The organism is Cupriavidus yeoncheonensis (assembly GCF_905397275.1).
Classification (GTDB): Bacteria; Pseudomonadota; Gammaproteobacteria; order Burkholderiales; family Burkholderiaceae; genus Cupriavidus; species Cupriavidus yeoncheonensis.
In genome coordinates this window covers 48,875-61,737 of record NZ_CAJPUY010000030.1, presented here as the reverse complement: position 1 = coordinate 61,737, position 12,863 = coordinate 48,875, and the positions used below count along the sequence as shown (strand labels likewise).

The 12,863-nt window shown below is 62.2% G+C and carries 18 protein-coding genes, 2 tRNA genes and 1 pseudogene; 15 read left to right on the top strand and 6 right to left on the bottom strand.

The window, feature by feature from the left end:
- Positions 1-231 precede the first annotated feature (231 nt).
- Positions 232-708, bottom strand: a complete 477-nt coding sequence (locus tag KHO22_RS29035; protein ID WP_211950630.1) for a SixA phosphatase family protein — start codon at positions 706-708, stop codon at positions 232-234.
- A gap of 223 nt (positions 709-931) precedes the next feature.
- On the bottom strand, positions 932-1,153 hold the full coding sequence (gene infA, locus KHO22_RS29030; protein ID WP_006578938.1) for a translation initiation factor IF-1: 222 nt from the start codon (positions 1,151-1,153) through the stop codon (positions 932-934).
- Between the two features lie 610 nt (positions 1,154-1,763).
- Between infA and KHO22_RS29025 the strand changes: the two genes are divergently transcribed.
- A complete protein-coding gene (locus tag KHO22_RS29025; protein ID WP_211950626.1) occupies positions 1,764-2,297 on the top strand; it encodes a hypothetical protein in 534 nt (177 codons plus the stop codon).
- A 63-nt stretch (positions 2,298-2,360) separates the two neighbouring features.
- On the opposite strand, the gene KHO22_RS29020 is transcribed toward KHO22_RS29025, so the two are convergent.
- Positions 2,361-2,437 (bottom strand) — tRNA-Pro (locus KHO22_RS29020).
- A 412-nt stretch (positions 2,438-2,849) separates the two neighbouring features.
- On the opposite strand from KHO22_RS29020, the gene KHO22_RS29015 reads away from it, so the two are divergent.
- A complete protein-coding gene (locus KHO22_RS29015; protein ID WP_211950629.1) occupies positions 2,850-4,085 on the top strand; it encodes a GGDEF domain-containing protein in 1,236 nt (411 codons plus the stop codon).
- Between the two features lie 41 nt (positions 4,086-4,126).
- Positions 4,127-4,203 (top strand) — tRNA-Arg (locus KHO22_RS29010).
- 269 nt (positions 4,204-4,472) lie between these two features.
- Here the strand turns inward: KHO22_RS29010 and KHO22_RS29005 are convergent.
- The gene (locus KHO22_RS29005; protein ID WP_211950625.1) at positions 4,473-4,745 is read right to left on the bottom strand and encodes a helix-turn-helix domain-containing protein; all 273 of its coding nucleotides are present in this window, start codon (positions 4,743-4,745) and stop codon (positions 4,473-4,475) included.
- A gap of 161 nt (positions 4,746-4,906) precedes the next feature.
- On the opposite strand from KHO22_RS29005, the gene KHO22_RS29000 reads away from it, so the two are divergent.
- The 11 genes and pseudogenes from KHO22_RS29000 to KHO22_RS32920 all read left to right on the top strand — a co-directional run.
- Entirely contained in the window at positions 4,907-5,218 is a 312-nt protein-coding gene (locus tag KHO22_RS29000) for a helix-turn-helix domain-containing protein (RefSeq protein ID WP_211950624.1), read from the top strand.
- 303 nt (positions 5,219-5,521) lie between these two features.
- On the top strand, positions 5,522-5,959 hold the full coding sequence (locus KHO22_RS28995) for a hypothetical protein (RefSeq protein WP_211950623.1): 438 nt from the start codon (positions 5,522-5,524) through the stop codon (positions 5,957-5,959).
- Between the two features lie 3 nt (positions 5,960-5,962).
- Entirely contained in the window at positions 5,963-6,148 is a 186-nt protein-coding gene (locus KHO22_RS28990) for a hypothetical protein (RefSeq protein ID WP_211950622.1), read from the top strand.
- 108 nt (positions 6,149-6,256) lie between these two features.
- Complete coding sequence (locus tag KHO22_RS28985) at positions 6,257-6,658, top strand: hypothetical protein (RefSeq protein WP_211950621.1); 402 nt, start codon at positions 6,257-6,259, stop codon at positions 6,656-6,658.
- 34 nt (positions 6,659-6,692) lie between these two features.
- Positions 6,693-7,061 (top strand): hypothetical protein, encoded by a 369-nt coding sequence (locus KHO22_RS28980; protein WP_211950620.1) that lies wholly within the window; start codon positions 6,693-6,695, stop codon positions 7,059-7,061.
- Positions 7,062-7,079: 18 nt separating this feature from the next.
- On the top strand, positions 7,080-7,532 hold the full coding sequence (locus tag KHO22_RS28975; RefSeq protein WP_211950619.1) for a hypothetical protein: 453 nt from the start codon (positions 7,080-7,082) through the stop codon (positions 7,530-7,532).
- Between the two features lie 12 nt (positions 7,533-7,544).
- The gene (locus tag KHO22_RS28970) at positions 7,545-7,880 is read left to right on the top strand and encodes a hypothetical protein (protein ID WP_211950618.1); all 336 of its coding nucleotides are present in this window, start codon (positions 7,545-7,547) and stop codon (positions 7,878-7,880) included.
- Positions 7,880-8,227, top strand: a complete 348-nt coding sequence (locus KHO22_RS28965; protein WP_211950617.1) for a hypothetical protein — start codon at positions 7,880-7,882, stop codon at positions 8,225-8,227. Before KHO22_RS28970 ends, KHO22_RS28965 begins: the two co-directional genes overlap by 1 nt.
- A gap of 21 nt (positions 8,228-8,248) precedes the next feature.
- Positions 8,249-8,683, top strand: a complete 435-nt coding sequence (locus KHO22_RS28960; RefSeq protein ID WP_211950616.1) for a hypothetical protein — start codon at positions 8,249-8,251, stop codon at positions 8,681-8,683.
- Positions 8,680-8,925 (top strand): hypothetical protein, encoded by a 246-nt coding sequence (locus KHO22_RS28955; RefSeq protein WP_211950615.1) that lies wholly within the window; start codon positions 8,680-8,682, stop codon positions 8,923-8,925. The genes KHO22_RS28960 and KHO22_RS28955 overlap by 4 nt, the downstream gene beginning before the upstream one ends.
- Before the next feature lies 1 nt (position 8,926).
- Positions 8,927-9,070: pseudogene (locus KHO22_RS32920) on the top strand (type II toxin-antitoxin system PrlF family antitoxin); the annotation flags it as partial.
- A gap of 374 nt (positions 9,071-9,444) precedes the next feature.
- On the opposite strand, the gene KHO22_RS28950 reads toward KHO22_RS32920, so the two are convergent.
- On the bottom strand, positions 9,445-10,212 hold the full coding sequence (locus KHO22_RS28950; protein ID WP_211950614.1) for an enoyl-CoA hydratase: 768 nt from the start codon (positions 10,210-10,212) through the stop codon (positions 9,445-9,447).
- 21 nt (positions 10,213-10,233) lie between these two features.
- Positions 10,234-11,892 carry an AMP-binding protein gene (locus KHO22_RS28945; protein ID WP_211950613.1) on the bottom strand — a complete coding sequence of 553 codons (1,659 nt, stop codon included), beginning with the start codon at positions 11,890-11,892 and terminating at the stop codon, positions 10,234-10,236.
- A 236-nt stretch (positions 11,893-12,128) separates the two neighbouring features.
- On the opposite strand from KHO22_RS28945, the gene KHO22_RS28940 reads away from it, so the two are divergent.
- On the top strand, positions 12,129-12,851 hold the full coding sequence (locus KHO22_RS28940; RefSeq protein ID WP_211950628.1) for a nitroreductase: 723 nt from the start codon (positions 12,129-12,131) through the stop codon (positions 12,849-12,851).
- The last annotated feature ends 12 nt before the right edge of the window (positions 12,852-12,863 follow it).

The following is a 12,863-nucleotide window of genomic DNA, read 5'->3' as shown; positions in this document are numbered from 1 at the left end:
CAGCGCAGTATTGCCGCGCTCAAACGCCGGGCCACGGCCCTCGGGTTCCAGGTCAATCCGATAGAGGTGGCCACATGAACACAACCACCTTCACTTCTGTTTCTTGAGAGCGGAGAAACAAGCGACTATCGCCCTTCTCTGATTTTTTCCCTGGTGTCGGGCCGGCAAGCGGCAGCCGGCGTGTCCGCGCCGCACCTGGGCTGGAGATTCAGAAATTCCTTATCGGGAATGTCAGAGGAATTCAGGATTGATGACCGCGCGCAGCACCGTCTGCGCCTCGCTTTCGCGGGTACGGCTGGCCACCCACCAGATGCCGCTCTTGCGCACGCTCCAGTTCATCTCCGTGCCGGCCAGCAGCAGGCTGGCCAGCCTTCCGATCCAGGGCTGGTGACCCACCACCACGACGTTCTCGTCGCCCTGAGGCCAGCCTATCGCACTGAGGACGGCGCTGACATCCGCGCCAGGCGCCAGCGCTTCGACAATTTCAGGGTGGCTGCTGAATGCCGACGCGGTCTCGCGCGTGCGCAGCGCAGGACTGCACAATACCCGGGTCCTGGCGGGCAATTGGGTGCGCAGCCAGGCGGCGGAGTCGTCCGCCTGCTTGCGCCCGCGGCGCGTGAGCGGACGCTGCAAGTCCGCGTTCCGGCTCAGGCTGAGCGGATCGGGGAGTTCTTCGGCTTCGGCGTGACGCCACAGGATCAGGTTCATGTCGGAGCGGGACGGGATGCGTGCTTCGAGTATGGTGAAGCCGTCCGACAGGCGCAAGCAAGGCGAGCCGTGGTGGCGGCTCGCACAAACAATACGGGCTGCCTGTCAGGCAGCCCGCAAGTGTCTCCGAGCGTGGTGTCAGGCGCGTGACACACGCTGGCGCGCAATCATTGCGCTGAGGCCGGGGCGGAAAGTCGCGTCCGAGCCCGGCGCTGGCAAAGACTCAGGACTTGTGGCGGAAGTTGATGCGGCCCTTGGTCAGGTCGTACGGCGACATTTCCAGGGTGACGCGATCGCCTGCCAGGATGCGGATGCGGTGCTTCTGCATCTTGCCCGATGCATAGGCCCAGATCTCGACGCCATTCTCCAGCAGCACTCGGTAACGATTATCGGGCAGGGCTTCCGACACCACACCGCCAAATTCAATGAGTTCTTCCTTAGCCAATCTATCTTCCTTTTCTGCAACTCGCAGGCTGCGATGATTACGTTTTACATTCGATGTGACGCGACGCGCGGGCATGCCGGTCCGGCGCATGTGCACAGGCTTGCCGCATGGCGGCGGGGCGCGCCTTGGGTTGTCCCAGGCAAGCTGACACGGTCCAGGTGACGTCGCAAACTGCGTGCCATCCGGGCCAGTTAGGGAATCGTCCAGGGGGCGCTGTCTGCCCGGCCGATCTGCCTTGCCGATACGGCCGCAGAACCTCGGCCGTGCGAGTCGCGGGTGCGCGGGCAACGTGTTACCGGTCGCTCGCCATGGTTGTAACGTTGCGGAAGGATCTGAAGGGCCGGCCTTCACGCTGGAGAGAACGCCCGGTGACAGGGATGCGCGGAACATCCCGGGCTAACGACACATTATACCACGGGGGCGAGTTTTCAATGAGGCGCGCGCAGGTCCCGTGGTGCTGCCGGCTGCATCGGCCGGTAATGCGGTAACCCGGCCTGACAAGTGGGCCATGGTTATCGTTTGAGCCGGCAGCGGCCCTTGGTATTTGCCGGATATGAACTAGAACTTACTCACGAGTCTCGTCCTGATGATCTCGCAAACGGAGGTGGTCATGGAACTCCACATGCAATCGCACCACTATGCACGCTGCCGGCCCGACTGGCGGACAGCTGTCGTCGCCGGCCTGATTGCCGGCACGGTTTACATGGTGCTGGAACTGCTGACCGCGCGCTTCCTGTTCTACCTGGGCGCATGGGACACGGTGAAGATGGTGGCGGCCATCATCCTGGGTCGGGAGGCGCTGGCTTCCCCGGACACCTTCAACTGGACCATCGTCCTGGCCGCGGCGACCGTCCACTATGCGCTGTCGATCATCCTGGCCTCGGCGCTTGCATTGATCCTCGGCTCTTTTCGCCTGGATTCGAGCATGGGTCTGGCATCGGTCGTCGGGATCGTCTTTGGTGTCGCGGTGTACCTGGTGAATTTCTACGCGCTGGGGCGCTACTTCAACTGGTTTGACGAGGCGCGGGGCTGGGAAAGCCTGTTCGCGCATGCGCTGTTCGGGCTGGTTGCCGCCGACGTCTACTGCCATTTCGAGCGGCGCAACGCCGCGGCGCCGCCGCCGCAAGCGGCTTCGCCCCCGTGATGGCTGCCGAGGCGAACGAAAAAACGGCTTATGTCTTGCGACATAAGCCGTTCTTGCTGGTACTGGTCGGAGCGATAGGATTCGAACCTACGACCCTCTGATCCCAAATCAGATGCGCTACCAGGCTGCGCTACGCTCCGAAGCCCGCTATTGTAGCTGGCTCTGGCTGGCGCGGTCAATGCATGTCAAAAGGTGTTGTCCGCAACGCCCCGAAGGTGCCGCGGCGTACGCACCCCGCTTTGGGCGGCCCAACTGCAGCTTGACTTGGATTCGGGCCCAGCGATAATCGCCAGACCGCCGCAGTCCGCCCGTCGCAGCTGGGAACCGACGGTGATTCACCTCTTGAGCGGACTGTCCAGACCATCATGAAGAAGTGCGCTCCCGTCCGCGGAGAGTGTGCCGGCCGCACCCATCCGTTCGCGCTTGCGTTGGCTGTCGGATGTCCGGAACCGGTCTGGCGGCAAATTGACAACGACGGTCCCGAAGCAGGACCGACAAAAAAGAGACGGTAGCGTTGTGCGGGTCGCTGCTTGTCGCTGGACGGGAATGAAGATGTTTCAGTCGCACATGATTGTGCTCATTGCAGGCTTGTTGGCCCTGCAAATGGCGGTGGTTTGCGCCGTGCTGCGCCGCTCGCAGGGAATGGAGCCGAGCGGCCTGACGTCGTGGGCACTCGGCGACCTCGTGGCCGCGTTGGCGGCCGCCATGCCGGCCCTGGCCGAGATCGCAGGGTACTGGCTGGCTGCCGATGCCGTCGACATGGCCCTGTTCTCGGGCATATCGCTGATGGTGGTGGGCACGCGGCATTTTGCCGGAAGGCCCGGCCGTGCCTCCATGCTGGCGGTCGTGAATCTGATCCTGGGTGCGGCGATTGCCGCTGGCACGTGGTTGCCGCATGCCGACTGGCTGCAGGCGCTGCGCCCATGGCTGCCGGCGGCGCTCGGCTTCGGGCAGGCCCTGCTGCTTCTGGACATCGTTCGCAGCATTGTGCCGTTGCTCTCGCAGAAGCGGGGCACAGGCAGGTTCGCTGCGCTATCGCTGGTGCTGATTGCTGCCGGGTGTGCAGGGCTGAATGCCTGGAATCTCTCCGGTTCGATCGCGCAGCCCGGCGTACCCGGGCCGCTGGCGCAGGACGGCTCGATGGTCGTGCTTAACGTATTTGCCGTGGTGGGGCTGTCGGTCAGCTTTGCCTTGATGGCCCACGACCGACTGCGCCGGATGCTCGAGCGCAAGGCCAGCCATGACGACCTGACGGGCTTGCTGGCGCGCGGCGCATTCTGGCAGCAGCTGGAGGAGGCCGGCACGCAAGCGGACCGGAACGGCAAGCCGCTGACCGTCGCATTTGTCGACCTCGATCACTTCAAGGCCATCAACGATGTGTACGGGCACCTGGCCGGCGATAGCGTGCTGAGGCATTTCGCGGGTTTGCTGCGCAAGACGGTGGGTCCGCAAGACATCATTGGCCGGCTCGGCGGCGAGGAATTCGCCATCGTCATGCCTGAGACGACGCTCGAGCGGGGACGCGCGACAAGCCTGCGTCTCGGCTCGGCCGTGAGGAACACGCCGTGCCCCTCCGAGCCGGACGCGATTGCCTATACCATCAGCATCGGCATGGCCCAGCGCGAGCCGACCGAGACCGTGGAGAATCTGATGCGCCGCGCCGACCAGGCGCTCTATGACGCCAAGCACGCGGGGCGCAACTGTGTATCGTTGCACCGCGCCGGCAAACCATGGCATGGGACCAGCGCGGGCGAGTCCGCGCCCTGGCAGCGGCGCGCGACATCCTGATCCGCCGGGCGGCATCGCACTGCGGTAGAATGCTGCCCTTCGCGTCCTTAGCTCAGTTGGATAGAGCACTCGCCTTCTAAGCGAGCGGTCAGAGGTTCGAGTCCTCTAGGACGCGCCAGTCTTTATGCGGGTTTGCGGGAAGCGTGCCACCTAGGTGCGCACACCGCCAAGCGCCGGCGGGCAATCTGCGGGCAATTCTGGCGGGCGGAAAACGGAGTGGGGTGGGCGGCAGCGGCAACCGGTCGCGCGGGCGTTCCGAACCGGCGCCGCCGTGGCGAAGATGCGGCCCTTGCAGTATAGGCGATCCCCGTCGCCGGGCGATCCTGCCAGGCTTTCCCACTGGACGGGACGCTGGTGCGTTGCCGTCGACCCCGCCAGGTTCCCGACCTAATCCGCCTCTCGGCTTCGCCGTGGTTTGCCGTCCGCCACGGGCACATACCCCGGCAAGTTCTGCGCATCCTGCAGCAGCGCGGCAGGCGTCGTACGCAGCGCCGCGGCCACTCTTCCCACCATGTCCAGCGTCGCCGACACGTATCCGTTCTCAAGGCGGCTGACGGCTCCCTGCTGGAGCTCCAGCAGCCCGGCGAGCTGATCCTGGCTCAATCCGACGTGGCGGCGCTTAAGCCGAACCGCCTGACCGAACGCCTCCTCGAGGTTCATATACGGCGCTAAAGCATCAAACCCCCATTCTTTTATCCCTGTGAAGATAAGTCCATATTCTATTGGCGACAAAATATGTATTAGATGGTATAAAATGAGTTTAAGGTGCTCGGTTTGATGGGCTTCATGAATTTTTATGCGCACATGGCATTGGGAGCAGCATGGTTCGCGGGAATGAAGCCGAGCTGGAGCGGATCCTGGGGCAACGAGTGCGGGCGCTGCGCCTGCTGCGGAACTTGCCGCAAACCACACTCGCCGACATGGCCGGAGTTAGTACCGAGACCCTCCGCGGCCTGGAGGGCGGTCATGGCACCACGGTGCGCACGCTCCTGGCCGTGGTGCGTGCCTTGGGTCGGGAGGAGTGGCTCAACGCGCTGGCGGCCGACGGCGTCGCCGCGTCGACGTTGGGCGAGGTGTGTCGCACGCTGGTCCGACAGCGCGCCCGCGGCGTCCGGCGCGAGTCGAGCCAGTGAGGGCTTCGTGACGGCGCGTTGACCGTGGCGATGCCTGGCCCGTCTGAATGAGACGGGTTTGAAGGGCCGGGCATGACGATGCCGACAGCGATGGCGAGTTGCGCGGCACGAGGGTCATCGCTTGCGAACGACTGGCAGCCGCAATCGCTGCGCACAAGCTGCCAACGGGGAGGCTGAGGCAATCCCTGGACCATGATGATGTGTGCTTGCCAGGCATCGGTGCCGCGGATACCCACCCAGGCATGACGGCCGGTTGATTGGTGAAGGGAAAGATGTGAAAGAGGTGCGATGAGATCGGATTTAGTGCAAGACGGGTCACCGCCAATCGGTGCCAATTATTTGCTTGCCGCGGTGATCGGGCGGAGTGAAGGGCGGCTCAAGCTCGAGGGGGACCTTTCGCCGTTGGCCTGGCAAATCTGCGACTACCTGTATGTGCTTGCCTATCGGGACCGGCATTCAACCGAGGCAAGCTCAGTGTCATATCACGAGCTCCTGTCGCTATTTCGCCATGGCCAGGGCGAAGAGGCGGTTGCCGCGGCGGTGCTCAGTTTGCAAACCACGCTCATCGTGATTGAGCGGGGTATGGATTTTTACTATTCGTCCCAGGTCGTGATGACCGATGAGCTTTCCCCTGATGTCTTTCGCTTTCGGGTACCTGCTGCCATCCAGTGGTTCTGGGCGCAATTGGAAGCTGAAAGTCTGTCCAGAGACGGGGCGACGCAAGCCGTCAGCAGGGGGTGAAGCGTGTTCTGGGCAGTGCCTGGCGTCGATGACGATCCTTGTATTTACGTGCCCGGCTGGGCCGTCGTGGAAACAGAGGTCGGTGAACGCCATCTGGTGGGATGCAACATCGCCAACGGGCTCGGTCGCGTCAGCAGTGCGATCGAGCAGTTCAATGCGCGCGCGACGCAGTTCACGACGGGGCTGTGACGGGCGACCGGACCAAAGTCGCCCCGAACGAATTAACGCGAGGCGTCAGCCAACGATGGGGTCTCCAATAACGAAACGCCGTTTTCCTTGCGAGCTATTAGTAAATCTATGTTGTTAACTGAAAAGGCGTGGCTGGATACTGCCAACGGGCAGGATCCGGTGCCGCCATACTTTGCGTGGCGCGTTGCCGCGGCAGACGGTCCGTTGTTCGTGCTTCAGCTTTGCCCGGCTTCCTTGCCAGCGACGGAACTCGTTCGGAACTTCACTCCCACCTCCTTTGAGTCGCTCCTGGAGGTGTGGGAGAGTCTGCCGCCCAAGAATCGTGTCGGCGCGACCGTGCACCTCATGCGCGACGGTGTCGCCGAGCGCGTGCGCGAGATCTGGCAGTACACGGTCCCTGGCGCCGCCACGCGGCGATTCGCGTTTGTGAACCATCGTGCGGAATTGATTCCCTATTGGGGCGAACTGCCCGCGCTGGCGGACAAGCAATGTCTCGCCGTCATAGAGTGAGTTCGCGGCAAGGCTTCCTAGTAGGAACACAGCAATGCACAACCCCAAGGTGCCCGACGATTTTCCGCGCGATCCTTTTCCGGCGAGCCTCGCCGGCACACAGGCCAAGGTTGCTGCCCGGAGGATCAACGGCCGATGCGTCGTTGGACTGACCGACGACGAGCGCGCCGAGCGCTACGCAATGTGCCTGGATCTGGTCGAGCAGCTCGTCGCGTACTGCCGACGCAAAGCACTTGAGCAACCAACCCGAAGCCCGAATGAATTGCTCGACTGGGTGGAACGTGGCGTGCGCAACAAGCAGGCTGTCTGGCAACTCGGTGGGCCGGAGGTCGACTGGATCGTGGCTCAAATGCGCTGGTCTTACGAATTGACCGCCGATGCCATCGATGGTTCGGAAACTTGAAAAGGGAAGAATGAATCCATGCTACGCATAACCGTTGAATTGATGCCCGGCGGCCGCCTGCAGGGCCGACGCACCTTGGCGACGGCTGATATCGGTCGGATTCGCTCCGGCGCGCTGGCGGACTATCAAATCGATATGGAGGAGGATCTGTTGCCGAACCCGTGGAGCGGGATGTTTCAGGACTATCCCCGCTGGTCTGCCAGCGTGTGGGATCTGGTGGCGCGCAGCATTGCGGTCGCGCTGACCGGGAAGGAAGAGTTGCCCCCGCGGCCGGTTCAGCCACGGGTGCCCGTTCACCTTTCGGCGGACCGGACTTCCTATGTCAGACTGGATGAGATTCCGGAACCGACGCGCAGCTACTTCGCCCACAACATTCGAGCCTCCACGCGACCCATTATCGACGAAGCACCGGATCCGCTCGGATGTGCCTATTCCTGGGACTGGAACGACTTTCTCGCGGGCCTGAGATGAGAGGAGGAATTGATGTTCTGGCAAACACCTGACGTGGCGGTAAAGCCCGAGATCGATCTGGCTTGCTGGGCGGTAGTCGAGACCGACAAGGGGGAACGGCACCTGGTCGGAATCGACCTGGCAACCGGGGCGGGGCAGGTCAGCAGTGCCATTGCGGTCTTCGATGCGAGCGACATGGCGTTCAGAACGGTCAGTGGCCGGCTCTATCGGATGCGCGACGCCAGCCACTTAGCGGACGATGCTCGTTATGCGTGGGATCGCTGGGCGACCTTTAATGCGGTGCAGTCATGGCGGGACGTAACCGAGGACTATGAGCCGGCCATGGAAGTGTATCGGAGGAAGCATTGATGTTTCGACAACACCCGGTCGTGCCAACGGATCAATCGATTGAACTGGCCGGCTGGCTGGTGATGGAGACGGAGCTTGGCGAGCGACACCTGGTGGGGATCAACCTGTCCAGAGGAAGCGCTCGGGTCAGCAGCGCCATCGAGACGCTGGACGCGAGCACCATGCAGGTCACCACCCAAACCGGCCATGTCTACTCGCTTCGAGGCATTGGCAATGTCCCCATGGAGGCTTATCTGGCGTGGGGACTCTGGTGTCGTAACCATGCCGTGCTGGGGTGGCGCGATGTCACGGAAGAGTACGAGACGGCGATGCGGGCCTATTTGTCCGGATCCGATTACCTGCAGTAACCCACACGGGAGAGGATGCACATGCTGCGTGTAACCGTCGAATTGCTTCCGGGTGGCCGAGTGCAGGGCCGTCAGACGCTGGCCACGGCCGACATTGGTCGGATTCGTTCCGGCGCTCTGGCGGACTACCAGGTCGAGATGGAAGAAGGGCTGTTGCCGGATCAAATCTGGAGCGGTGCGCTGCGAGACTATCCCCGCTGGTCCGCCAGCGTGTGCGACCTCGTCGCGCGCTGCATTGCCATTGCGCTGACGGGCAAGGAAGAACTGCCCCCGCGGCCGCAACGACCGCAGGTGCCAGTGCATACCTGCGATGGCCGCATGCCGTTCGTCCGCCTGGATGAGATCCCAGAACCGACCCGGACCTTCTTCGAGGAAAACCTGCGTGGCTCAGGCACCCCCGGAGCCGGGATGGCGTTTGCTTGGGATTGGGACGACTTCCTGGCTGGCCAGCGATGAACGATAGCCTGGAAGTCACCGCGCGCGAAATGGTTGCCGGACTGGCGTGGCACCACTGCCTCACCGATGAGCAGCGGGCGGTCTGGCAGGACAAAGGAGCCGCACTGACCGGCGATCGAAACGCCCACTCAGCGTGGCTCGCGCTCAAGGCGGAGCGGCCGCAGACCGCCCAGCGCATGGTGGACAACGCCAATCCCGCCGAAGTCGCCTTCGTTGCGCAACTGATCCTGCGGATGGACTAACGTGTGTCATGCGCTAGTCGTCACGGCTCCTGGAGTTTTTGGCCTGGCCTGCGACATCGCCAGCCACCCTGAACACCTGCAAGCCTTGGATGCTGATCTCGTCCAACGGCTCGAGTCGCTAGTCGGTGGCGTCGAAGTTGATCTGCTGACCCCTGTGGGTCGCAGTACGACCCATTTTGGGCATCCATCCTTGTCACAACGAACGGCTGCTCTCGGGCCGGGAACGGCCCTTCTCGGCGCGCATCACGCGTATCGCGATCTCCGAACGGTTGGCGATCAGCAACGATTTGATGGGGCGAAATCCATTGGAAGTATTGGCGAAGAATTGGACACCCTGGCGGGATCCTGCAGGGACCGACGGAGGCGGAAGCCGCGGGATTACTGATGGACACGGGCTGCGTGCGAAGGCATCAAGCCACGCTACAACTAGGTCCTCGAAAGCGCAGTCCCGGGGATGTGGAGGAATTGGAACTCCGGCCTTGATCGAACGGCATCCTCCGATCAAAGCCGTTGCGACGACTACAGGCCGCGCCAGCGCGGCGATCTTTTTTCGAGGAAGGCGGCCACGCCTTCCTTCTGATCCTCACCATCAAACAGGCGAAGGAACTGCTCGCGCTCGACGGCCAGAGCGGCTTTTCTCGGTACACCTTTTCTCGCCAGTTGGATCAGCTTCTTGCTTGCCGCGGCTGCGGTAGGACTCACCGAGGACGCTCGCTGCGCCAGTGCGATCGCGGTCTCCAGGCTCGTCCCGGTTGGGACAAATTCTTCAACCAGACCGATCCTCAACGCCGTCTCGGCGTCCACGCGCTCATTGCACAGGATCATGCGCTTCGCCCAGCCTTCCCCCACGAGTGCAGGCAGTGTCTGGGTTCCGCAACCGGCGGGCAGAAGCCCGACCGCGTTTTCGGGCAGCGCCTTCTGGACGTGTGCTTCGGCGATGCGGATGTCGCAAGACAACGCACATTCCAGGCCGCCTCCCAGGGCGTACCCATTGATTGCGGCAATGATCACAGGCCTGGCGTTCTGAAGCGCTTCGAACGCTCGCCCAAAGTGCTGGGCGACTAATCGGGGATGATTGGGATCGCTATTCGCGATCTCCTTGAGGTCGGCGCCAGCGCTGAAGAACTTCCCTTCGCCCGTGATTACAACTGCCCGCACGTCCGCATTGGCGTTCAGTCGGCCGATCAGCGCCTCCAATGCGGCAAGGCTCTCAATATTGAAGGCGTTAACCGGCGGGCGCTTGAGCGTTACCAGTGCGGTATGCCCGTCAACAATGCAATCGATCATAGTTCAGTGCTGCAAGAAGGGTTAACGTGAGCTGGCCAAATCGGTGATGGCCTCGCGGCTTCGGGCCATTTCGCGCAGCCGGAATTTCTGAATCTTTCCGGTACCGGTTTTCGGTAGCGCACCATAGACAACGCGAACAGGGCACTTGTAGTGCGCCAGTCGATCACGACAGAAGGCAATGACTTCAGCCTCGGATGGCTCGGCGTAGCCGTCTTTGAGCTCGATGAATGCGCAGGGCGACTCTCCCCATTTCGGGTGGGGTTGGGCGACGACCGCAGCAATCAGGACGGCCGGGTGTTGATGGAGGACATCTTCTACCTCCACGGATGAGATGTTTTCCCCGCCTGAGATAATCACGTCCTTGGATCGATCGGTAATCTGGATGTACCCGTCAGAGTGCACTACTGCCACGTCGCCAGTGTGGAACCACCCCCCTCCAAAGGCCCGCTCGGTGGCTTCGGGGTTCTTCAAATAGCCTTTCATGACGATGTTGCCCCGCAACAAGAGCTCGCCTTGTGTTCGGCCATCCCACGGTACCGCGCGCATTGTGTCGGGATCCGCGACGTATAACCCTTCTAGCGCGGCCGCACGGTTTCCCTGGCGTGCCATCAGACGAGCCTTGGCGTCCGGCGACATGGAGTTCCAGGCGGGATTGGCGTACGAACTGACCGGTGTGCCGGAAGCCTCCGTAATCCCATACACATGCTCGACGTCGAAGCCCATTTCGCTCACGGCCTTGAGTACGGTTGCAGGAGGTGGCGAGCCCGCCGTACGGATGCGAACGGGATGCGAGAACGCTCGGCGCTCTCCCTCTTTTGCTGTGGCGAGGGAGGCGAGCACAATGGGTGCCGCGCAGAAATGGTCCACGCCGTGCGCTTCAATCGCATGGAAGATGTTTGCGGCCGTCACTTTGCGCAGGCACACGTGAGTGCCGGCTGCTGCGGTAATGGCCCACGCGAAGCACCAACCATTTGCATGGAATAGCGGCAGCGTCCACAAGTACTTAGGGCCGCGCGGCATGCCCCAATCGGTGAGCTGCAGCAAGCTCATCAGGTACGCACCCCGATGGCTCGGGACGACTCCCTTGGGATCGGATGTGGTTCCGGAGGTGTAGTTCAGCGCGATGGCATCCCACTCGTCCTTGGGATAGATTCCCGGAAAGTCGGCATCGCCTTGCCGGAGGAACTGCTCATATTCATGTTCGCCGATCAGTTCGTATTCGGGCGCCAACGTATCGGCGATATCGATGATCAGGGGAGGATTGTCGAGTCCCTCGAGGGCGGCCGCTGCAAGAGCGGAAAATTCCCGATCCACCAGCAGGACCTTGGCTTCGCCGTGCTTCAGGATAAACCGCACACCATCCGCATCAAGCCGGCAGTTGATAGCGTTCAATATAGCCCCACTCAGGGGGATGCCATGATGGGCTTCCACCATTGCCGGAGTGTTCGGGGCAAGGATCGACACGGTGTCGCCTTTTCCGATGCCGAGCTTGATGAGGGCGCTCGCCAGGCGTCGGCAGCGCTCCCTGGTCGTGCTCCACGACTGGCGGAGGTTGCCATGAACAATGGCGTCCCTGTCCGGATACTGCTCGGCGCAGCGGTCCAAGAAGTGCAGCGGGGTCAACGGCACGTGATTGGCGTTGGTGCGCTCCAGGCCGATTTCGTAAATGTTGTTGTTCACGACTGTCTCCTTCCGAGTTCTATGAGTACTGCGCTATGCGCACAAATGGAACCCGGAAAGTAAGCCGATTCCTCTTGCGACACTGTCTTGCACAGGACAGTGCTGACGCGCTCGCCGTCGAGAACAGGAATAATCCGGAATTGTCGGCTATGTGACAGTACCTGTTCAACGCGAAACCTAGTCTCTTACCCGAAAGGCTGATGCAGCCATTTTGAGTAGAGAGCGTTAGCGTGAACCTGAACAGATTGAGTCCCCCTCCTGGGGAGCTTCCAGCCGTGCGTCGCGCGGTCGAATGGGCGATTACGACGCGCCGTAGCGTCCGTGCCTTCCTTCCGGAGCCCGTGTCCACCGACGTCGTCGAGGCGATCCTGAACACCGCGCGGTTCGCTGCGACCGGGGTGAATATGCAGCCATGGAAGGTGCACGTGCTGATGGGTGCCGCCAAGGACCGTGTCTGCGCGGCGATTCGGAACGTGGATGACGATCCGGCGCTTGCCGCAGAGCACGGCGACGAATGGGCGTATTACCCGCTGGAATGGACGTCCCCGTATCTCGATCGCCGTCGCGCGGTAGGTTGGCAGCTCTACAGCCTCCTTGGCATCGAGAAGGGCGACAAGGCCAGCATGCACGCCCAGCACGGCCGGAACTATCAGTTCTTTGATGCGCCCGTCGGCCTCTTCTTCACGGTTGACCGAATGATGAACCAGGGAAGCCTGCTGGACTACGGGATGTTCCTGCAAAACATCATGGTCGTGGCGCGCACGTACGGCCTGAGTACTTGCCCTCAGGCTGCGTTCATGAAGTACCACAGGATCATCGAACAGGAGTTGGCACTTGGTGCCCAGGAGAAGTTCGTGGTCGGGATGAGTCTGGGATATGCCGATGAGGAGCGCATCGAGAACTCACTGGCATCAGAGCGTGAACCCGCCTCCAGCTTTACGACGTTTCACAAGGAATAACCGCAGTTCACG